Here is a 22890-nt window from a genome sequence, read left to right on the forward strand (position 1 = left end):
TACTTTAAATATAGTAAGTAGTATATAAATTTAGTGTAAATGTGTAAATTATAGACATGATAACATTAAGTTTAACAAGTATATATAGAGGAGAAAAATATGAAAAAAATAGAATTACTTGCACCAGTTGGCTCTTTTGATTCCTTGAAAGCAGCAGTACAAAATGGGGCAAATGCTGTGTACTTAGGTGGAAAAGACTTTAGTGCGAGAGCATCTGCAAATAACTTTGATAGAAATGAGTTGATTGAAGCTGTTAAATATTGTCATATAAGAGGAGTACAAGTATTTGTCACTGTAAATACATTGATAAAACAGTATGAGATAGAAGATTTTGTCGAGTATGTAAAATTTTTATATGATATAGATATTGATGCATTAATAGTTCAAGATATAGGTATGGCAAGGCTTATAAAAAAATTACTACCTGATTTTGAATTACATGCAAGTACTCAGATGGTAGCTCATTCGCTAGAAGATGTAAAATACCTTAAAAGCGTAGGATTTGATAGGGTAGTTTTGGCAAGAGAATTAAATGTTGATGAGATAAAATGGATTTGTGAAAATACAACTGTAGATGTAGAAGTATTTGTGCATGGGGCTTTATGTGTATGTTATTCAGGTCAATGTCTTATGAGTAGTATGATAGGAAACAGGTCTGGAAACAGAGGAAGATGTGCACAACCATGTAGACAAAAATATGAGTTAATAGATATAAATACAGGTGAAGTTGTAAATAGTAATGGAGATTACTTATTAAGCCCTAGAGATTTAAGTACTATAGAAGATTTAGACAAAATAATCGAAGCAGGGGTATTATCTCTAAAAATTGAAGGAAGAATGAAAAAGCCAGAATATGTAGCTACTGTAGTTTCAGGATATAGAGAAGCGATTAATGAGTTTATAAGTGAGAATAAAATAAATATTTCTGAGGAAATAATAAATAATTTGTATACTATCTTCAATAGAAAATTTACTAAAGGATATATATTAGGTGAAGTTGGTAAGGATATAATGAATTCTGATAGACCTAACAATCAAGGTCTATATGTTGGAAAAGTCTTAGACCATAATAGAAAAACAAAGAGACTTAGAGTGATACTAGAGAATACCCTTAAAAAAGGAGATGGAATCAACTTAGGTGGAGGAACTATTGGAAGAATTATAAAAGATGGAGAGATAACTACAATAGCACACAAAGGAGATTTAATCGAATTAGATTTTATTGGGGAAGCAAAGAGAAATCAACTTATATTCAAGACTTCAGACAGTGAATTAATGGACAAAGTACAGTCTACATTTCATCAAGATAAAGAACTTATAAAAACTAACATAAATGCAAAAGTAAGTATTAAATTGGGTGAAAAGCCAGTACTCTCTATAAGTGATTTTTGTGGTAATAAAGCAGTTGTAGAGGGTGAAAAGGTAGCTGAAAAAGCTATAAAAGTTGCTTTAAGTGAAGAAAAAATCGAAACACAGATTCAAAAACTTGGAAACACGCCTTATAAATTAAAAGATATAGACATTGATTTAGACGAAGGTGTAAGTATACCTATAAGTATATTAAATCAAATGAGAAGAGATTGTATTGAGCTTTTGGATGAGGAAAGAATAAGGATAAAAGAGAGAAGATTTAAGGAAAGTAAATTAAAATATAAACCAGCTAAAATAAATCGACATAAAGAATTTAATACAACTCCTAAACTTAGAGTTAAAGTTAAGAATTTAGAGCAATTAGAAGCAGTACTAAAATATAATGTAGATTTAATTTATTATGAAGATATAAATACGCTATTTGAAGCTTTGGAAATAGCTTCAAGTATTTCTAAAGAATCAGTTAATTTAAGTTCAAATATAGATAGTGTAAATTCTTCATTAAATATAGATGATGTAAATGTTTCAAGTGAAAGAACATCTAGCTTTGAAGATAGATTAATCTATTCAGCACCAAGAATTATTAGAAATAGAGAATACAAACAGTTTGAAGTATTAGATAATATAAAAGGGCTTAATAAAATTCAAATTGGTAATTGGGGTTCTATGGATTATTTTAAAGATAAAAATCTAAATATAGATTGCTATTTGAATACTTTTAATAGTGAAAGTATAAATCACTTTAGGGATACAGGAGCAAGTACGGTTTGTTTATCACAGGAGTTAAATTTAAGTGAAATTGAACAAACATTAAAATATACAGATGCAGAAATTGAAGCAGTGATATATGGATATACGCCTATGATGGTCACAGAATACTGCCCTATGGGGGTTGTTGTTAGAGATTGTAAAAAAGATAAGAGAGTAGCTAAATGTAAGGAGAGCAGTTATGCTCTAAGAGATTTTACAGATGCAAGTTATAGGATAACACAAGATATATTCTGTAGAAGCACTATTTACAATTCAAAGGTAACCTGTATGTTGGACAATCTTTATGAATTAGATGAGATTGGAGTAGATGTATTTAGAATAGATTTTACAGTGGAAAATAGTGAAATGGTAGAGAAAGTTATTGAAGCTCATATTGAGGTTTTAAACAATAATTATAAACTTGGAGAAAAAGCTACTAACTTATATAAGCAATTGGATGAAATTGGAACAGTTGCAGGACACTACTATAAAGGTGTAGAATAGATATAACATGAAAAATATACATAAATATATAAAAACTCTTGAATTTATGTGTATTAATATATAAAAATATCATATCTATGAAAAAACAGGGGGATTACTGAAAATGAGAGAAGAAGCTTTAGACATTTTATTTAAGTATTTAGAAACTGATAGAATGAGAAAACATTGTTATGCAGTTGAAGCAGTTATGAAAGATTTAGCCAAAAGACTAGAGCCAGAGAAAGAAGAAAAATGGGCGGTTGCAGGTCTTTTACATGATTTGGATTCAGATATAGTTGGAAGAAAGCCAGGAGAAATCTGTGAAGGTCATGCAACAACAACTGTAGAACTTCTTAAAAAAGAAAATTTTGGTGATGAAGAAATGTATAGAGCAATACTTGGTCATCATGATGGTATGGGGGTTACAAGAACTAGTTTAATGGAAAAAGCTATATATGCAGCAGACCCTATAACTGGATTTATAACTGCAATAGCTTTAGTTTATCCAGATAAAAAACTTATGAGTGTAAAGACAAAATCTGTAATTAAAAGAATGAAAGAAACAAGATTTGCTTCAAATGTAAATAGAGATGCAATGAGAAGTATAGAAGATATAGGGATTCCATTTGATGAATTTGCAGAGCTTTCTCTTAATGCAATGAAAAATATTAGTGATGTACTTGAAAACAATGAAAATGAGTAAATAAGGAAAATAACAATAAATTTAAAAATGTGAATTGATAAATAATTAGTTTAAATAAATGACTATAATTAATATAAACTTAAGGTCAACTTGTTAATAATTGACTGCAATGAGTAATTATAGTGATTCTTTGCATCAGTAGTTATAGTAATAAACTTAAATATATAAAATAAGTAAATGAAAAATAGAAAAGAGAAAGTAAGGCGAAGTATATGAAACTTACGACTATTTGTTATATAGAAAAAGATAGTAAGACTTTAATGTTGTATAGAAATAAGAAGAAAGATGATGTACATGAAGGTAAGTATGTAGGTGTTGGTGGAAAATTTGAGCAGGGAGAAACACCAGAAGAATGTATAGTTAGAGAAGTTAAAGAAGAAACAGGTCTTACTCTTAAGTCATTAACATACAAAGGATTGATAACTTTTCCAAAATTTAAAGATGAAGAAGATTGGTATATGTTTTTGTATTTTTCAGATGAATTTGAAGGAACTTTATCTAACAAAGATTTAGATAATTGTAAAGAAGGCAAGTTACTTTGGGTTGATAATGATAAAATATTTGACTTAAATATGTGGGAAGGCGACAGATTATTTTTAGATTGGGCTAAAAAAGGCAAAATTTTTAGTGCAAAGATAACATATGATAATGGTAAATTGAAAGATTACAGTGTAAATTTTTTAGATTAATTAAAAAATTAAAGCCTCTGTATTGTTAAAAAAATAAAAATTGACTAGGACAACTATTTGATTTATACTAGAGTAAAAATTTTAAAATGGAGGAATAATCTGGAATGATAGACATAAATTTAGACAAATGTGTAGGATGTGGTATGTGTGAGTCGGACTGCCTTGTAAATGCAATAAGGGTTAAAGAAGATAAAGCAAAGGTGAAAAATATTCTCTGTATTAATTGTGGTCACTGTATGGCTATATGTCCAACAGATGCAATAGAAATGCAGGGATTTGATAAAAATGAAGTATTAGAATTCAATCATGAAAATTTTGAACTAGAGCCTGAAAAATTACTAAACTTTATCAAATTTAGAAGAAGTATAAGAAGCTATAAAGACATAGAGGTAGAAGAAGAAAAAATAAAAAACATAGTAGAAGCAGGAAGATACACACCAACAGGTGGAAATAGACAACCGATAAGATACATATTAGTAAAAGAAAAACTAAAAGAAGTAAAAGAATTAGCAATAGAAGGGCTTTATAACTTGGCATTAAATACTGATGATGAAGACCCTGTACGTTCTATATATAAAAATACATTTAAGAGAATGTACAAAAGATATAAAGAAGAAGGATATGATTCTCTATTCTATGATGCACCATTACTTATGGTAGTTGTTGGTGATACTTCTTTAGGAGGAAGTGTATATGTAGATGGTGGATTAGCTGCGTCTAATATGGAGCTTATGGCTTATTCTCAAGGATTAGGAATGTGCTACAATGGATTCTTTGTTATGGCATCAAATGTAGAGCCAAAGTTAAAGGAATTATTGGGAATGAATGATAATGAAGCAGTTATAACTTCATTTATATTGGGATACCCAAGTGTAAAATATAAGAGAACTGTAAATAGAAATAGTGCTAAATTTGAAATAAGATAGAACTTAGAATGTATTATATACTTGAGATTAGCACAAGATAATGTATACATTTAATATAGTAAATTTGTTGTAATAATCAAATAAATCAGTTATAATCTAGGTATATTGTATATGGTGAGGATATTTAAATTTTTAAGTAAATTTTTATATCCTTTTTTATGCTAATCTACTTTTTCATATCTAAAAGTTTAAGTAGTAATTTGCATTGTAAATCTTAATTATATGGAGGATTAGTGTAGTGAATTCAAAAAAATTACTTTTATTAATTATTGTAATTGCATCCATATTCACTTCTTGCATATTTCCTTTTAATGTCAATGCTCTAGGTAGTGATAATCGTACTATTCGGGTTGCTTATCCTATTCAAAAAGGGTTAACTGAACTAGATAAACAAGGTAAGTACTCTGGATATACATACGAATATCTGTTAGAAATTGCACAATATACTGGATGGAATTATGAATTTGTTCAAGTATCTGGTGATGAAAATGAAGTTCTTACAAAACTAATGAACATGTTAGAAAAAGGTGAGATTGATATAATGGGAAGCATGTTATACAATGAGCAGATGGAAAAATTGTATAATTATGCAGGTAATAGTTATGGAGTAGTAAATACAGTATTACAAGTATTATATGAAAATACAGCTATTGATAGTATAAGGTTAGAAGCTATGAAAGAAATTCGTATTGCTGTAATAGAGAATTCTAATACTAGGCTTAAAGAATTAAATGAATATTGCAAGATGAATTTAATATCACCTAAATTGGTATATTGTAAGTCACAAGAAGAACAATTACAAGCACTAAAGGTTGGTGAAGCAGATGCACTGCTTAATGTGAGTGTGAGTCCAATGGAAGGTGTGCGTACTATAGCTAAATTCTCACCAAAGCCATTCTATTTTATTACACCTAAAGGAAGTACAGACTTAACTCAAAGACTCAATTCAGCAATTAATAATATCGAACAGACAGACCCATATTTTTCGACTGCTTTGTATGAAAAATATTTTACACCAGAAAATAGTAAGATGATTTTGTCTGATGATGAAACTACATATATTAAAGATATAGATACATTAAAAGTTGGAGTACTTTTAAATAAGCCACCATTTCAAAACATAGATAAAAAAACAGGAGAATTAAAGGGTATATCAATAGATTTATTAAATCACATATCTGATAAAACTAGATTGAAGTTTGAACTGGTGCCTGTAAAGTCACAAAAAGATTTGGATAAAATGACTAAAAATCATGAAATTGATATTGTAGCAGGAATGATTTATGATTATGAAGATTCTCGTAAACACAATGTGACTATGTCTCGACCATTTGTTTCCACCCAATATATTATGATGATTAATAACAAATTAAATGAAAATAGTTTAGATGGAAAACGTCTAGCTCTACCTAAAGGGACTGGTTATGATAATTATTTTAATGGGGATGTCATATGGTATGATACTTTGGAAGAGTGTATAGAAGCTGTTAACAAAGGGTTTGCAGATTATACTTATGGAGAAGGATATTCTATACAGTACTATATTAATCAACCTAAGTACAAAAACGTACGTTTAGTTCCACAGACTTATGAATCACAGAGTATTTGCTTTGGAATAGTTAAACCAAGTAAGCAGGAATTATTGGGTATATTTAATAAAGCTATTATAAGCATTCCATCAGAAAAGATGCAATCAATTATCTATCAAAACACTACATATAGACAAGACTTTTCACTACTTTATATTATGCAACAAAATCCAATTGAAACTATTTTAATAGTTGCTAGTTTATTACTTTGCATTATTGGAGGTATGGCATGGAGCCTGCATACACGTAAAAGTATGAATCAGAAAATATCTTTGGAACTTAAAAAGCATGCTGAAGTTTATGAAATGGCAAGTGAATACTTTTTTGAATATGATTATAAACGAGATAAATTGATAGTTTCTATGAAAGGGAAAGGAATTAGTACTTATTATGGTATAAGTAAGAGTGCTATGAGTGAGATTGAAATAGAACATAATAAAAAGTTTTTTGATGTAATCAAGTCACAGGAGAATGGGACGACTGAAATGTATTCTATATGCGCTGATGGTAGTTGTCACTGGATTAGAATTACTTCAAAAATAATTTATAATGAAAAAAGTGTACCAGTGTATGTAATTGGAAAAATATCTAATATTGATTCTGAAAAAGAGGAAAAAGATAAGTTACTGGATAAGGTTCAAAAAGATGGCTTAACAAATATTCTTAATTCAGCATATATTAGAAAGTTAACTACAGAAAGTTTATCTAATTTATCTCCTAACAAAAATGGAGCTTTGTTAATTTTAGATATTGATTATTTTAAGTCTATTAATGATACTTATGGGCATTTAATTGGAGATAAAATATTAATTGATGTTGCAAAAGTACTTGCTAGAAGTTTTGAAAAAAATGATATTGTTGGTCGATTGGGTGGAGACGAGTTTAGTATCTATATTAAAGATATAATAAATAAGGAAGAACTTGTCAATAAATGTAATGAAGTATATAAACAAATTCACCTCATAAAACTGCCAAGTGGAAAAAGCATATCTATAAGTATGGGTGTAGTAATAACAAAATATGGACAGAAATATGACGAATTATATCAAATGGCAGATGATGCTCTTTATGATTCTAAGAAGCAAGGAAGAAATAAATTTAAAATAGTAGGAGTATAATTTTTAGTAAGATTTACTATAAAAATTGTAAATAAGATACAATTGAACGAGTTTTGTATAATTGTACATAAAAGAGATGTATTAATTTATATAAGATTCAGTATAAAAATATAATAAATTTTTAAATAAAAAGTATCTAATAAATCTTTTTAAAGTAAAAATAATAAAGCCCAATGACGTATGTTATTATCATCATTAGGCTTTATTTCTATAAATTAACACTAAAATTAAACTTGATGCTAACATTAGTATTAATTTACAGGTTAATTTTATATAGATTTACTTAGAATTAAAATCTGCTTCTTAAAACTTAGTCTTAATATTGGTTCATAGATTTTAATATTTCAATAACATAATCCCAAACATTAGCAATAGAAGGTATACTAACGTGTTCTTTTGGAGTATGAACATCAAACATATCTGGTCCTATAGAGATAGCTTCAGCATGAGGAAGTTTATCAAGTAATAATCCACACTCAAGACCAGCATGTAGAGCCATAACAGTAGGAACTTTACCAGTTAATTTCTCATAAGTTTCACTACATATTTTTTCTAATTTAGAACCTTTTTTAAATTCCCAAGCTGGATATTGAGATGTAAGACCATAGTCAGCACCTAAAGCTTGAGCTAAAAGTCTTATTCTATCAGCTATCTCATCTCTAATAGACATAACAGAACTTCTAACAGAAGTTAAGAATTCAATAGTTGATTCTTTAGTTTCAATTATAGCAAAGTTAGTAGAACTTTCAACTAATCCTTCTATATCAAGACTTACAGATTGAACACCATGAGGAGTTAAGCTTGACATTTGAATAACTTTTTCTTTGCAGTCTTTAGTAAGAGCTTTAGTTGCAGAAGTTTCAACTACTGAATAAGCCATATCAGGGTCAGAAGTAGTAAACTCATGTTTAAATGCAGTTAAAATATCATTTATTTGTTTTTTAGCAGATTCAACATCAGCTTTATCAACAGCTATTATACATTTAGCTTCACGAGGTATAGCATTATGCTTAGTACCACCATCAACTGAAACTAATTCGTAATCAACATCTAGTACGCTTAATACTCTAGCTATTGCTTTGTTAGCATTTGCTCTTTGTAAAACAATTTCCATACCAGAATGTCCACCTAATAATCCAGTAACTTCAACTAATAAAGCTTGCTTGTCAGCTCCAACTTCTTTGTACTCAACAGGTAGACTAACAACACAAGTTTTACCACCAGCACAACTAACTAATAGATATCCTTCTTCCTCGGAGTCCATGTTTAGGATATATTGACCTTTGATTAAGCTTGGGTCTAATGCATCAGCACCATTCATACCATCTTCTTCATTAACAGTAACTAAAACTTCTAATGCTGGATGCTCTAAAGTATTATCTTCTAATATAGCCATACCCATAGCAACAGCGATACCATTGTCAGCTCCAAGAGTAGTTCCAGTAGCGTATATCATATCACCATTAATTCTTAATTTTATAGGGTCTTTAAGAAAATCATGTTCAACATTCTTTTCTTTTTCACAAACCATATCCATATGTCCTTGAAGAACTACTCCTGGACAATTTTCATATCCTTTTGTAGCAGGCTTTCTTATTATTATGTTTAAACTTTCATCCTGGATAGTTTCAAGCCCTAAATTTTTACCAAAGCTAAGTAAATAATCACTTATGCCTTTCTCGTTTCCAGAACCTCTAGGAATTTGAGATATTTTCTCAAAGTTTTTAAAAACATTTTCTGGCTTTAATCCTTCTAATACGTTTCCCATGACTTGTGTTCCTCCTTAATTTATCTATATAAGTAGCTATTTTTATAAAATAAGCTAAAATAAACTCCTTTAAAAAATATTAAAGAAGATTTTTTAACAGATTATATTACAAATAAAGCATGTTTATGTATAATATATAGATAGCTACATACATAGTATAATACAAAATATGTTTAAAATATATCTAAAAGAGAAAAAATATAATAAATTTAGAAATAAAAAAGAAATAAAACTTGCAGTTTTTATTGAAAATGCTTGGAAAGCATACATTTTAAATATTAAAGAAAAAAGTTAAAATATTGAGGATGGTGAATATAGAAAAATGAATGAGAAATCGTTAAGAGTTCTAGAATACAATAAAATAATAGATTTATTAAAGAAGAAAGCCTCATCTTCTTTAGGTCTAAAATATATAGAAAGTTTAGTTCCAAATACTGATTTTGTAGAAGTAAAGTCCATGCTAGAAGAAACTAGTGAAGCTCAATCAATTATTATAAAGAGAGGTTCAGTAGGTTTGGATGGTATTCATGATATAGAAGATAAGGTTAAAAGAGCCTATATAGGTGCATCTCTTGACCCAGGAAGTTTAATTATGATAGCGGATACTTTAAGAGTAGCTAGAAGATTAAAAAATAGTCTATCTAGCAGTGATGAAGAAGATTTTAATTATCCAATAATACAATCTCTATCAAATTCTCTATATGTATATAAAGATATAGAAGAACAGATATACAATGCGATAATAAGTGAAGTAGAAATATCTGACAATGCTTCAAGTACACTTAGAGATATCAGAAGAAGAATAGCTCAAAAAAATCAATCCATTAGGTCTAAATTAAATTCAATAATAAGTTCAACTACTTATCAAAAATACTTACAAGATGCCATAATTTCTCTAAGAGGTGATAGATTTGTAGTACCTGTAAAATCTGAATATAGGTCGCAAGTAGCTGGTATAGTACATGACCAGTCATCTTCTGGTGCGACACTTTTTATAGAGCCAATGACTATAGTAGAGATGAACAATGAGTTAAGACAGCTAAAATTAGGAGAGCAAGAAGAGATAGAGAGAATTTTATCAGAACTTTCTGCAATGGTTGGAGAAGTAAGTGAAGATTTGATATCCAATCAAGAGATACTTGGAAGATTAGACTTTGCATTTTCAAAAGGAAAACTTTCTATACAGATGAGAGGTATAGAGCCTACATTAAATGAGGATAAATATTTAAATATAAAAAATGGAAGACATCCACTATTAGATAAGAAAAAAGTAGTGGCAAATACTATTTATTTAGGAAGAGACTTCCACACATTGGTAATAACAGGTCCAAATACAGGTGGTAAAACAGTTACAATAAAAACTGTAGGTTTATTTGCACTTATGACACAAAGTGGACTTCACATACCTGCTGATTATGGAAGTAGTATGTGTGTATATGATAATGTATTTGCAGATATAGGAGATGAACAAAGTATTGAGCAAAGTTTATCTACATTTTCATCTCACATGACAAATATAGTATCAATACTAAAAACCGTAACAGCAGACTCTTTAGTTATATTTGACGAATTAGGAGCAGGAACAGACCCTGTTGAGGGAGCTGCACTTGCAATAGCAGTATTAGAAGATATAAACTCTGTAGGAGCGAAATGTATAGCAACTACTCACTATAGTGAGCTTAAAAATTATGCTCTTACTAAATCTGGTGTAGAAAATGCAGCAGTTGAATTTGATATAGAAACTTTAAGTCCAACATATAAGTTACTTATAGGTGTTCCTGGAAAATCAAATGCGTTTGAGATTTCCAGAAAACTTGGACTTAGTGACTATGTAATTTCACGTGCCAAAGAATATATAAACACAGATAACATAGCTTTAGAAGATGTATTACAAAATGTTGAAAAGAACAGAATCAAAGCTATTGAAGATAGAGAAGAAGCTGAGAGATTGAAGGAAGAGATAGAAAGACTAAAAGTAGAATACGACGAAAAACTTGAAAAATTAGTTACTCAAAGAGATAAGATGATTGAAAAGGCTAAATCAGAAGCATTTTCAATAACAAGACAAGCTAAGGAAGAAGTAGACCTTATAATAAAGGAACTTAGAAGTTTAGAACAAGAAAGAGCTTCTAAAGAAAAAAATCGTAAAATAGAAGAACTTAGAAAAGAATTGACTAGTTCTATGGGAAGTCTTCAACCAACAGTAAAAAGTATGATAGTTCCAAAAGTTTCAAGTAAAGAAATAAAAGACCTAAAACCAGGGGAAGAAGTTAGAGTAATAACTTTAAATCAAAATGGTAGTGTGGTTTCTGTAGACAAAAAGAGAAAAGAAGCAGTAGTGCAAATTGGTATAATGAAGATGACTCTACCTTTTAAATCTTTACAAAAATCTCACAAGGATGTTTCAAAACACGTTACTAAATCAACAAGAAATATCATAAGGGCAAAATCTGGAAATATAAAAAGTGAAGTTGACCTTAGAGGTTTAAATTTAGAAGAAGCTATAATGGAAGTCGAAAAATATCTAGATGATGCATATGTAGCAGGTCTAGAATCTGTAACAGTAATACATGGAATTGGTACAGGAGTGCTAAAATCAGGACTACAAGACATTTTAAGAAAAAATAGACATGTAAAATCACAAAGAGGTGGACAGTATGGAGAAGGTGGAGCAGGAGTAACAATTGTTAAACTAAAATAATTTGTATAGGAGCACATTTTTATGATATTAGTATCTGCATGTTTAATAGGAATAAATTGTAAATATAGTGGCGATAATAATGAAAATGAAGAAGTAAAAGAATACCTAAAAGGTAAAGATTTTACTCTTGTATGTCCAGAACAGTTAGGTGGTTTATCTACACCAAGACCTCCTGCTGAGATAGTTGATGGAAAAGTAATCACAAAAGAAGATAATAAAGATGTAACAGAAAACTTTGTAAGAGGGGCTGAAGAAACTCTAAAAATAGCAAGATTATATGTATGTAGCGAAGCAATACTAAAAGAGGGTAGCCCCTCTTGTGGATGTAATCTAGTGTATGATGGTAGTTTTTCAGGCAAAAAAATACCAGGGAAAGGTATCACAGCAAAGTTACTGGAAGAAGAAGGAATAAAAGTCAAGAGTGAAAAAGACTTATAGAAAAGCAATAATCGTATAGATAAAAACTGTAATTATAGTATTTTTAATATATACAGAAAACATAATTATTAAAGTGTTTTGCCCTGTAATGAAATACTTGAAAAAACACTAAATTTGATTTAACATAAAGAGATAAGCACAATATAAACCAGGAACAATGTAGAGAGGAGCAACAAGATGCAAGATTTCAAGGTAGCAATATCAAATTGCCTTAAAGAGAAAATAGAAGAACTGTCGATAGAAGAGATAGAGGCACTTATAGAAGTTCCACCAAACAAGGACATGGGTGACTATGCTTTTCCATGCTTTAAATTAGCTAAAGTATTTAGAAAAGCTCCAAACATGATAGCAAGTGAATTAGCAGAAAGTATAGAAGCTAGTGGAGAGATAACAAAAGTAATACAATTAGGCGGATATGTGAATTTCTTTGTAAACAAATCTCAATTAGCAGAAACTGTAATCAAAAAAGTATTAGATGAAAAAGAAAATTATGGTCGTAGTGATTTTGGAAAAGATAAAACTGTAATAGTTGAATACTCTTCTCCAAATATAGCAAAGCCTTTCCATATAGGGCATATAAGAACTACAGTAATAGGTAATGCTCTATATAAGATATATGAATCACAAGGATACAAAACTATAAGAATAAATCATTTAGGTGACTATGGAACTCAATTTGGTAAGTTAATAGTGGCCTTTAAAAAGTGGGGAGAAAAGGAAGTAGTAGAATCTAATCCAATCCCAGAATTATTAAAATTATATGTAAGATTCCATGAGGAAGCAGAACAACATCCAGAAATGGAAGATGAAGCAAGAGCATGGTTTACTAAATTAGAAAATGGTGACGAAGAAGCAAAAGAATTATGGCAATGGTTTAGAGATGAAAGTCTAAAAGAATTTAGTAGAGTATATAAACTTTTAGATATAGAATTTGATTCTTTAGCAGGTGAAAGTTTCTATTCTGATAAGATGGACAGAGTAATAGAGTTGTTAGAAGAGAAAAATCTTTTACAAGAGTCTAAAGGTGCAAGAATCGTTGATTTAGAAGAATATAAGATGCCACCAGCTCTTATTACTAAGAATGATGGCTCAACATTATATATGACAAGAGATTTAGCTGCAGCAATATATAGAAAAGAAACTTATGATTTTGATAAGTGTATATATGTAGTTGGTTCTCAACAAAACCTACATTTCCAACAATGGTTTAAAGTAATTGAACTTATGGGATATGAATGGGCAAAAGACTTAGTGCATGTTGGATTTGGTATGGTAGCTCTTGAAGAAGGGACTATGTCAACTAGAAAAGGAAGAGTTGTATTTTTAGAAGATGCATTAAATCAAGCTATAGATAAAACTAAGGATATTATACTAACTAAAAACCCAGATGCTAAAAATGTAGATGAAATATCTAAACAAGTAGGTGTTGGAGCTGTAGTATTCCAAGAACTATCTAATAGTAGAATAAAAGACTATACTTTCTCATGGGAAAGAACATTAAGCTTTGATGGAGAGACTGGGCCATATGTTCAATATACACATGCTAGATGTTGTGCAGTTTTAAGAAAAGCAAAAGAAGAAATCACTTCTGATATAGATTATAGTCTATTGGCTGATGAAGATAGTGCAGAAGTTCTTAGAGTTATAGAGTCATTTAATAAAAATATTTTACTTGCTCTAAAGAAGAATGAACCGCATATAGTTACAAGATTTATGCTAGATTTAGCTCAAGCGTTTAATAAATTTTATCATGACAATCCAATTTTAGTGGAAAATTTAGAGATTAGAAAATCGAGACTTGCTTTGGTACAAGCCACAAAACAAACTTTAGAAAATTCTCTGAAGCTGTTGGGAATGCACGCTCCAGAAAGAATGTAATACAACAAAATGTTGAAATAAAAAGAATAAAATTGAACTTAGTACGCAATTTGTATAACTGTAGAATATAGGGATGTCGAAAACTGATGCTTTACATATAAAAAAGTAGTATCGTATAATAATATATAGATAGTAGATTACAATGATTTTTGTACACTACTATCCCCCTATATATGACAGCTTCTTAACGGGCTGTCTCTTTTTTTTTAATAGCAGGATATTTAAATTAAGTTTTTGAGAAAGGATATATTTATGAATGACGTATTAATAAAAAAAGTCTACACATCTTCTTTTAATAATGGAAGTAAGACTCTTAAAGATTTAATTATAATAAATACAAAATCCTTAATAGATGATAAAACTCAAAGATGTGTATATATAGACGAAAAGAGATTGAAAGATGAACTTATTTACTTTAGATTTTATGGAGAAAAAATAGGTAATGTCAATTTTTTAAATATTTTATTACCATTAATTTTATCAAATACTAATATTCAAAAAAGTGAAGATGAGGTTGTTAAATTAATAAAAAAATATGTGAGTTACTTTAGAAAAGAGGAATTCTTATTTGATTATTTATTAAGTTCTGTAGCATATAATTCTGTTATGCACAATCTTATAAATAACAGTAAAATTGAATATGTCGAATTACTACAAAATATTAAAGACAAGATAATAGATTTTTCTATAGAATTAGACAAGTCTGATATTGTAAAGTTTCAGATGGCAAGGATAGGTACAATACAATTAATTGATAAATATATTGATTTAAAATATGAAGATTATGATGAAGAAAGTATTCTATCAAGTGTTTTAAATATTTTATATGATATTTATATAGAAGACAGAAATGTAGAAAATGAAGGAATTAAAAGCATGAAAAAATCTATATTATCTATTTTAGGTGAAGAGACTGAATTAAACGAAGATAATATAGATTTTATTCTTTCTATGTCAGAATATGTTGTTAAGTTGAGAAAATATAAAATTGGGGTTAAAATGTATAATAAAAAAATAGAACCAAGAAGTCTTATAAGCCTTGAAGAAGGCGATACTACAATAGACCCCATATTTAATCAAATAACAGTTATGTCGAAAACCTTTAGTGATAATATATTAAGCATAAAGATACATTCTAAATCAGGTATTTATATATTAAAGTTTAAAAAGGTTTAGGTTACTAGAGATTACTGTTTTTTTCTAAGTAATCCAAAAAATCTTTTTCTTTAGTGTCAGTTAAGAAACATAATTCTTTTACTATATTATTTCTAAGGTCGATAAAATCACTAATTTGGGTATTTTCATTAGTGTATTCAAGAGACTTTATAATAAGCAGTAAATCTCTTTTTGATAAAGAGTTGATAGATACTTTTTCAATTAATTCCATAAAAAACTTCCTTTCCTCACATTACTTGAAATTAATAATCTAATTATATAAATGTTATATAGACTTTACATATACTATTTTAACCTATAAGGGGTACAAAAAGCAGTATAATATTAAAAAGAGGTGAGAAATATTTGAAAATTTTATTAACAACGTTGAATTCTAAGTTTATTCATACAAATTTAGCTATAAGATACCTAAAAGAATTTGTAAGGAATTTGCTAGAAGTTGACATGAAAGAATATACGATAAACAATGACTTAGATTATATTTTAAAAGATATATACAAAAATGAATATGATATAATTTTATTCTCAACATATATCTGGAATATAGGAGATATAGTTAAACTTTGTGATAATCTAAAAAAAATTAGACCAAATACTAAAATAGCTTTGGGCGGGCCAGAAGTGAGTTATGATAGCTATGAGGCAATGAAGAAATACGATTTTGTAGATTATATACTTTATGGAGAAGGAGAATTAATCTTTAGAGAGTTAGTGCTTCATCTTAAAGGAAAAAAAGAAATAAAAAGTGTAGACGGATTGGTATATAGACAAGGATGCGAGATAATAGTAAATAAACCTATGGAACTTCTTCAAAATTTGGACGAGATTCCTAGTCCTTATGAAAATTTAAATCCAAAGGAATATGAAAATAGAATAGTATATTATGAGTCGTCAAGAGGTTGTCCATTTAACTGTCAATACTGCTTATCTTCTACCATTCCTGGTCTTAGATATTTCAGCTTAGATAGAATAAAAAGAGATTTAAAAGCTTTAATAGATGCAAGAGTCTCACAAATTAAATTTATTGATAGAACTTTTAATGCAAATAAAAAAGTAGCTATGGAAATTATGGATTTTCTTATGAAAAATGATAATGGATATACAACCTATCATTTTGAAGTTACAGCATATTTGATAGATGACAAGATGCTAGAGTTTTTGGCTGACTGTAAAGAAGGACTTTTCCAGTTTGAAATAGGAGTACAGTCGACAAATGAAAAAACACTTGATGCAGTAGGAAGAAGAGATGATTTCAAAAAGTTATCTCATGTTGTTCAGACAGTAGCATCTTATAGAAATATACATCAACATTTAGACTTAATTGCAGGACTTCCCTATGAGGATTATGAAAGCTTTGAGAACTCATTTAATGATGTATTTAATCTAGGGATAGAACACTTACAATTAGGTTTCTTAAAGATGATTAAGGGTACAGGTATGAGAAAGGTAGCAGATGAGCATGGATTTAAATATAAGGATTATGCTCCATATGAGTTTTTATACAATAATTATATAAGCTATGAAGAAACATTGAAATTAAAGGATATAGAAGATGTACTTGAAAGATACTACAATTCTAAAAACTTTGTGTTGTCCATGAGATATATTATAGGCAAATTTTATAAACAAAGTCCTTTTAAATTTTTTGAAACTTTTGCTAAGTACTTTGATGAAAATAGGTATTTTGACTTGGCACAGGGGAAAAATCAATTATACAAAATATTATTGGATTTCTATAATGAAAAAATAAATATAGACAATGATGTATTTAATGATATATTAAAGTATGACTACATTTCACTAGGTAAGACATCAAATATACCACAGTTTTTTAATAAGTTAGATGTGGATGACTTTAAGAATAGATGTCATGTATTTTTACAAGATAATGATAACTTATCAACATATCTACCTAATTTTGTTGATAAACCAGCAAAACATATAATAAAATATGTTCATTTTGAACCATTTAAATTTAATATTGTGGATTTAAAAAATAATATAAATACAGAAATAAGAGAAGAAGAAAATATAGTTTTATTTGAATATGATGATAAAAAAATATTTGAGAAATCTAAAACTCATAAAGTAGAAATTTAAGTATTTAGGAGGAAACAATGGATTTTAAAATAGAAAAGTATTTACTGAAGAAGGCAGAAGAACTAGCTTTTATAACTATAAAGCATGGTGGAGAATTTAAATTAAAGAGTTATGATGTGCCAAAAGGTGGGCTAGATGTACCTATAAAAAATGAGGTACTAGTAAAAGGTATAAAAGAAAAAACTGCTCAAGATAAGTTAAACTCAATGTCTATAGCAGATGCAATGATATATATAATTGGTATAGATAGTAAATTTAAAAATAATGGAGAATATGAAAAGTTTTTAGATGCTTTGTCTAAGGATATTAACTTAGATTTAAAAGCATATATGGGATACATGTCTAGAAAATACTTTGAGATTGGAGAGCATACAGATTCTTTAATATATATAAAAGCATTTATAACTATGTATCCAGATGATTTAGATGCAATGTATAATTATGCAATTGTGTGCCAAGAGATAGCAAAACAATATCAAAAAGACCTAGATGATAAGGCTATGAATGCATTTTTACTTGAGGCAATGAGCAAACTTGAAAAGATAATAGATATTGATAATGATTTTGCATTAGGTTATTATCATTTAGGTTATCATTATTATAATCAAGGTCAATATTTGAAGACTAAATTGACATGGGAAGATGCATTAAGATTAGGTTTAGATGCTGACTTAGTGGCTGAGATACAAGAAAATTTAGGAAAGATGGATTTTAAAGTACAGTATGAAGAAGGATATACACTTATATTCCATGGTAAGTTTAAAGAGGGATTAGAAAAATTACTGCCACTGGAAGAAGAACATATGGATTGGTGGAATTTGCTGTTTATGATAGGGCTAGGATATAAGGGTATGGGCGAAATAGAGCAGGCTAAGATGTATTTTGAGAAGATATTAGTAATAAAACCTAAGCAAGTAGATGCTATAGTTGAATTAGGGCTTTGTGAAGCTTCTAAATATAATTTAGATAAAGCAATAGAGTATTTTGAGCAAGCTGCTAAGATAAAAGAGGATCCAGAAATTCTTTGTAATTTAGGTATGGCTTACTTAAACAATGGTGAAATTGATGATGCAACTTACTATATAGAAAGAGCTTATGAATTAAATCCACAGGATGAGATTACGATTGCTTGTTTAAAAGAGCTTGGTATAAATAAGTAAGAATGTTATTAGATTGTATTAGATTCTATTAGGTTTTACTTTATTAGGTTGGACTTGATGCTAGCGAGTTTTATCTGATGCTATTAAATTTTATTAATTAAGAGTGGTAGAACATTTATTATGTTGTACCACTTTTTTTATTTACTTTGTCTAAGTATTTTTACTCTTATTTACTATTTGTAATATTATATTTCATAAGTATCTTGAATTTATAATAATTAAATATTAAAGCAGATTTTAGTTGTACAAATTTTTTGTAACATAAAAAATAAATTGATAAAAGACATATCAAATATGGTATTATTTAGTTAAATATATATAAGGGAGGGGTTACTTTTGATAAAGAAATTAGATGATATTTTAGAGCAGCTTAAAGGAGGAGAAAAAATAGTACTTTCTGTAGCAGCAGCTCACGATAAAGAAGTTTTAATGGCTATAAAGGATGCTGTAGAAAGAAATATAATTACTCCTATATTGGTTGGAAATGAAGGAAAGATAAGAGAAATATCAAAAGAAATAGAATTTGATTTGGGTGGAATTAAAATTATTGACAAGGATGATATTAAAGACTGTGCTGAAATAGCAGTTAAATTAGTATCAAGTAAAGAAGCTGATTTTGTAATGAAAGGTTTATTAGATACATCCGTTATCTTGAAAGAAGTGTTAAATAAAGATTATGGTCTTAGAACTGATAGTTTATTAAGTCATGTTATGGTATATGAGTTAGAAAGATACCATAAGCTATTGATAACTACAGATGGAGGAATGAATATAGCTCCTGACTATGAACAAAAGGCAAAGATATTAAAAAATTCTATAAAAGCAGCAAAAGCTTTAGGTATGGAAACTGTAAAAGTTGCATGCTTAGCAGCTAAGGAAAAAGTAAATCCTAAAATGCAAGCTACTGTAGATGCAGATATGCTAGCAAAAGCTTGTCAATCAGGAGAATTTGGAGATAATGTAATTGTAGAAGGTCCTTTAGCTTTTGACTTAGCAGTTTCAAAAGAAGCTAGTGAGATAAAAGGATTTAAAAGTGAAGTATCTGGAGATGTAGATATTATGTTGGTTCCAACAATAGAAGTTGGTAATGGCATAGGAAAAGCCTTTACATACATGGCAGATTCTAAATCAGCAGGTATAATTATGGGCGCAAAAGCTCCTATAGTTTTAGTATCAAGAGCTGATTCACATGAATCTAAATTGTACTCTATTGCGTATGGAGCTATTGTAGCTAAAAGTATGAAATAAAAACATTAAGTGTGTAAAATAAATGCGTTAAAAGATAAAATGTAGTCATAATATCTAAATTAATGCAATATTAAAAAAATTTTATATAAAAAATAATTATAGCTTCAAATGAATATATACAAATGTTCAATTTGAAGCTATAATTAATATTAAAGTAAGAAAAATAAAAAAATTTCAAAAAATTAGTCCAAAAAATGCTATTCTAAGAAGTTTTTACTAATTATGGTATAGGGAGTAAAAATCTGTAACAAGTCCAAAAAAGTAGTGAGAAATAATAAACACACAAATAAGATATAATATCAAAAAATTGACTAGAAATAATTCAAAATTGATTTAAAAAAATCAAAACATAATTTAATTAAACTAAAGTATCAAAAAAGTAGGCTCAAGTATTAAAAAATAGCCAAAAATGAGTAGTTAAATTAACTTAAATTAGGTATTAAAAATAAAATTTTTATGTATTATCTAATTTTGTTAAAAAAATATTTAAATCTAAAGCAAAGTGCTGAAAATTAGTATATAATCAACTTAGAAAGCATTTATTTTATTATTTTATGACATGAAGTCAGTCACCTGGGGGATTTTAAAAATCAAAAAAAGGGGATAGGAATATGGATGAAAAAATGTTAACAATTGATTTAAACAGCCAGAAGATGATAGCAAAAGCTAGAGAAGAAGGCGTAGAAACAATGTATGATAGAAAAGAAGGCTTTAAAGCACAATGTGGTTTTGGTCTTCAAGGGGTTTGCTGTAGAATATGTGGAATGGGACCATGTAGAATAAGTCCTAAAACTCCAAGAGGGTTATGTGGAGCAGACGAACACACTATAGTAGGTAGAAACTTTGCAAGAATGGTTGCTGGTGGGACAGCTGCCCATTCAGACCATGCTAGAGATATAGCACATACATTAGCATTAGCTGATCCAAATGGAAACTATAAAATAAGAGACGAAGCTAAATTAATTACTTTAGCTAAAGAATGGGATGTAGAAACAGAAGGTAGAGATATCTATGATGTAGCACATGAAGTGGCAGAAATTGCATTAATGGAATTTGGTAAACCTTTTGGGACATTAAGATTTATAAAAAATGCGCCAGAACCAAGACAAAAAATATGGAAAGAATATGCTATAGAACCAAGAGCTATAGATAGAGAAATTGCAACAATAATGCACTCTACTCATATAGGTTGTACTGGTGATATAGATAGTTTAATACACATGAGTCTAAGAACTTCTATGGCTGATGGTTGGGGTGGTTCTATGATAGGTACTCGTTTAAGCGATATCTTATTTGGAACTCCAGTACCAAGAAGAACAGAAGCTAACTTAGCAGTATTAGAAGAAAATAAAGTTAATATAATATTACATGGACATGAGCCAGCATTATCAGAAATGATAGTTTTAGCTGCAGAAGAACCAGACTTAATAGCTTTAGCTAAAGAAGTTGGAGCAGATGGAATAAACTTAGCTGGTATGTGTTGTACAGGTAATGAAATTACAATGAGACATGGTGTAAGAATAGCAGGAGACTTCCATCAACAAGAACTTGCAATAGTAACTGGAGCAGTTGAGGCTGTAATAGTTGACGTTCAATGTATATTCCCTGCACTAGCTAGAGTAGCAGATTGTTACCACACTAAATTTGTAACAACTTCTCCAAAAGCTAAAATAACAGGTTCAACTTATATTGAATTTAGAGAAGAACAAGCTCTTGATGATGCTAAATCAATAGTTAAAGAAGCTATCTTAAACTTTAAAAATAGAGATAAATCAAAAGTACTTATACCTGAATTAAAATCAGGGGCAACAGTTGGGTATAGTGTAGAAGCAGTAGTAAATCAATTAGACAGAGTTGTAAACTCTCATATAGATCCAGCAGGAACAGTTAAGCCATTAACAGACTGTTTAAAATCTGGAGTATTAAGAGGAGCAGCTGGTGTAGTTGGATGTAACAATGCTAAAGGAGTTTCAAATGAGGCTCACGTAACAATAATGAAAGAATTAATTAAAAACGACATAATAGTAGTTACTACAGGATGTGGTGCTTCAGCAGCAGCTAAATTTGGTTTAATGGAAACTGATGCAGCTGAAAAATATGCAGGTAAAGGTCTTGCAACTGTCTGTAAATTAGTAGGAATCCCACCAGTACTACATATGGGTTCTTGCGTTGATATAAGCCGTATATTAGATTTAGTTGGAGCAGCAGCTAATTACTTAGATATGGATATGTGTGACCTTCCAGTTGTAGGTATAGCTCCAGAGTGGATGTCAGAAAAAGCAGTTGCTATAGGATGCTATGTTGTAGCTTCTGGTATAGACACTTACTTAGGAATAATGCCTCCAATAGCTGGTTCTTCAAGAGCAGTAGATATATTAACTAGCGAATTAAAAGATAAAGTTGGTGCAACATTTACTGTAAATACAAATCCAAAAGAGTTAGCAGCTACAATAATAGAAGATATAGAAAAGAAACGTGTTCACTTCGAAGCATTAGTTGAAGAAAAAATGGGTGTTGAAGCAGAAGCTTAGAAAATGGCTAAAGCCTTAGAAAAAACGATTTTATATCTAAATAAAGGTTTTATAGTTGAATGAAGTCAAATATTAAAGAAAAGAACATCAAAATACAATGAATATACTGAATAAATAAAATATAAACAATATAATGAAGAATACTAAAACTATACATGCTGCTTTGAAAAGCTAGTAGGGTAAATGTAATTGGTTCCTGTAAGGACTAGCTGTAGTTTATTTTTAGTGTTTAAAAAATAGATAACTACACTAAAACATAAA

Annotated in this window: 15 protein-coding genes; 13 read left to right on the forward strand and 2 right to left on the reverse strand. The window is 29.1% G+C overall.

What is annotated here, in order from left to right; translation table 11 throughout:
• Nucleotides 1-99: 99 nt before the first annotated feature.
• From IC758_RS03895 to IC758_RS03915, 5 genes are all read left to right on the forward strand, one after another.
• Nucleotides 100-2625, forward strand: coding sequence for a U32 family peptidase (locus IC758_RS03895; protein ID WP_227860771.1), 2526 nt, complete (start codon nt 100-102; stop codon nt 2623-2625).
• A 103-nt stretch (nt 2626-2728) separates the two neighbouring features.
• A complete protein-coding gene (locus tag IC758_RS03900; RefSeq protein ID WP_227824720.1) occupies nt 2729-3307 on the forward strand; it encodes an HD domain-containing protein in 579 nt (192 codons plus the stop codon).
• Between the two features lie 212 nt (nt 3308-3519).
• On the forward strand, nt 3520-3996 hold the full coding sequence (locus IC758_RS03905; protein ID WP_227433465.1) for an NUDIX hydrolase: 477 nt from the start codon (nt 3520-3522) through the stop codon (nt 3994-3996).
• A gap of 104 nt (nt 3997-4100) precedes the next feature.
• Entirely contained in the window at nt 4101-4922 is an 822-nt protein-coding gene (locus IC758_RS03910) for a nitroreductase family protein (protein ID WP_227824721.1), read from the forward strand.
• Nucleotides 4923-5160: 238 nt separating this feature from the next.
• Nucleotides 5161-7629, forward strand: a complete 2469-nt coding sequence (locus IC758_RS03915; protein ID WP_227860772.1) for a diguanylate cyclase domain-containing protein — start codon at nt 5161-5163, stop codon at nt 7627-7629.
• 316 nt (nt 7630-7945) lie between these two features.
• Here IC758_RS03915 and IC758_RS03920 read toward each other — a convergent pair whose 3' ends face one another.
• Complete coding sequence (locus IC758_RS03920; RefSeq protein ID WP_227824723.1) at nt 7946-9397, reverse strand: aminoacyl-histidine dipeptidase; 1452 nt, start codon at nt 9395-9397, stop codon at nt 7946-7948.
• Nucleotides 9398-9719: 322 nt separating this feature from the next.
• On the opposite strand from IC758_RS03920, the gene IC758_RS03925 reads away from it, so the two are divergent.
• The 4 genes from IC758_RS03925 to IC758_RS03940 all read left to right on the forward strand — a co-directional run bounded on the left by IC758_RS03925 (nt 9720) and on the right by IC758_RS03940 (nt 15590).
• Nucleotides 9720-12098, forward strand: coding sequence for an endonuclease MutS2 (locus IC758_RS03925; RefSeq protein WP_227483008.1), 2379 nt, complete (start codon nt 9720-9722; stop codon nt 12096-12098).
• A 21-nt stretch (nt 12099-12119) separates the two neighbouring features.
• Complete coding sequence (locus IC758_RS03930; protein ID WP_227433460.1) at nt 12120-12536, forward strand: DUF523 domain-containing protein; 417 nt, start codon at nt 12120-12122, stop codon at nt 12534-12536.
• 177 nt (nt 12537-12713) lie between these two features.
• On the forward strand, nt 12714-14414 hold the full coding sequence (gene argS / locus IC758_RS03935) for an arginine--tRNA ligase (RefSeq protein WP_227433459.1): 1701 nt from the start codon (nt 12714-12716) through the stop codon (nt 14412-14414).
• A 252-nt stretch (nt 14415-14666) separates the two neighbouring features.
• Nucleotides 14667-15590 carry a hypothetical protein gene (locus tag IC758_RS03940; RefSeq protein ID WP_227860773.1) on the forward strand — a complete coding sequence of 308 codons (924 nt, stop codon included), beginning with the start codon at nt 14667-14669 and terminating at the stop codon, nt 15588-15590.
• Between the two features lie 4 nt (nt 15591-15594).
• On the opposite strand, the gene IC758_RS03945 is transcribed toward IC758_RS03940, so the two are convergent.
• The gene (locus tag IC758_RS03945) at nt 15595-15801 is read right to left on the reverse strand and encodes a hypothetical protein (protein ID WP_227433457.1); all 207 of its coding nucleotides are present in this window, start codon (nt 15799-15801) and stop codon (nt 15595-15597) included.
• Nucleotides 15802-15935: 134 nt separating this feature from the next.
• Between IC758_RS03945 and IC758_RS03950 the strand changes: the two genes are divergently transcribed.
• From IC758_RS03950 to cooS, 4 genes are all read left to right on the forward strand, one after another.
• Entirely contained in the window at nt 15936-17690 is a 1755-nt protein-coding gene (locus IC758_RS03950) for a B12-binding domain-containing radical SAM protein (protein ID WP_227860774.1), read from the forward strand.
• A 17-nt stretch (nt 17691-17707) separates the two neighbouring features.
• Entirely contained in the window at nt 17708-18850 is a 1143-nt protein-coding gene (locus tag IC758_RS03955) for a tetratricopeptide repeat protein (RefSeq protein ID WP_227860775.1), read from the forward strand.
• 336 nt (nt 18851-19186) lie between these two features.
• The gene (locus IC758_RS03960; RefSeq protein ID WP_227860776.1) at nt 19187-20098 is read left to right on the forward strand and encodes a bifunctional enoyl-CoA hydratase/phosphate acetyltransferase; all 912 of its coding nucleotides are present in this window, start codon (nt 19187-19189) and stop codon (nt 20096-20098) included.
• Between the two features lie 611 nt (nt 20099-20709).
• A complete protein-coding gene (cooS, locus tag IC758_RS03965) occupies nt 20710-22629 on the forward strand; it encodes an anaerobic carbon-monoxide dehydrogenase catalytic subunit (protein ID WP_227433453.1) in 1920 nt (639 codons plus the stop codon).
• Nucleotides 22630-22890: the final 261 nt, after the last annotated feature.

The sequence above is a fragment of the Clostridioides sp. ES-W-0016-02 genome (assembly GCF_020641035.1).
Taxonomy (GTDB): Bacteria; Bacillota; Clostridia; order Peptostreptococcales; family Peptostreptococcaceae; genus Clostridioides.

Bases quoted from the DNA above. Each gene is read 5' to 3' on its own strand.
- IC758_RS03895 (WP_227860771.1), top strand. From the start codon at position 100: ATGAAAAAAATAGAATTACTTGCACCAGTTGGCTCTTTTGATTCCTTG.
- IC758_RS03900 (WP_227824720.1), top strand. From the start codon at position 2,729: ATGAGAGAAGAAGCTTTAGACATTTTATTTAAGTATTTAGAAACTGAT.
- IC758_RS03905 (WP_227433465.1), top strand. From the start codon at position 3,520: ATGAAACTTACGACTATTTGTTATATAGAAAAAGATAGTAAGACTTTA.
- IC758_RS03910 (WP_227824721.1), top strand. From the start codon at position 4,101: ATGATAGACATAAATTTAGACAAATGTGTAGGATGTGGTATGTGTGAG.
- IC758_RS03920 (WP_227824723.1), bottom strand. From the start codon at position 9,397: ATGGGAAACGTATTAGAAGGATTAAAGCCAGAAAATGTTTTTAAAAAC.
- IC758_RS03925 (WP_227483008.1), top strand. From the start codon at position 9,720: ATGAATGAGAAATCGTTAAGAGTTCTAGAATACAATAAAATAATAGAT.
- IC758_RS03930 (WP_227433460.1), top strand. From the start codon at position 12,120: ATGATATTAGTATCTGCATGTTTAATAGGAATAAATTGTAAATATAGT.
- argS (WP_227433459.1), top strand. From the start codon at position 12,714: ATGCAAGATTTCAAGGTAGCAATATCAAATTGCCTTAAAGAGAAAATA.
- IC758_RS03940 (WP_227860773.1), top strand. From the start codon at position 14,667: ATGAATGACGTATTAATAAAAAAAGTCTACACATCTTCTTTTAATAAT.
- IC758_RS03945 (WP_227433457.1), bottom strand. From the start codon at position 15,801: ATGGAATTAATTGAAAAAGTATCTATCAACTCTTTATCAAAAAGAGAT.
- IC758_RS03955 (WP_227860775.1), top strand. From the start codon at position 17,708: ATGGATTTTAAAATAGAAAAGTATTTACTGAAGAAGGCAGAAGAACTA.
- cooS (WP_227433453.1), top strand. From the start codon at position 20,710: ATGGATGAAAAAATGTTAACAATTGATTTAAACAGCCAGAAGATGATA.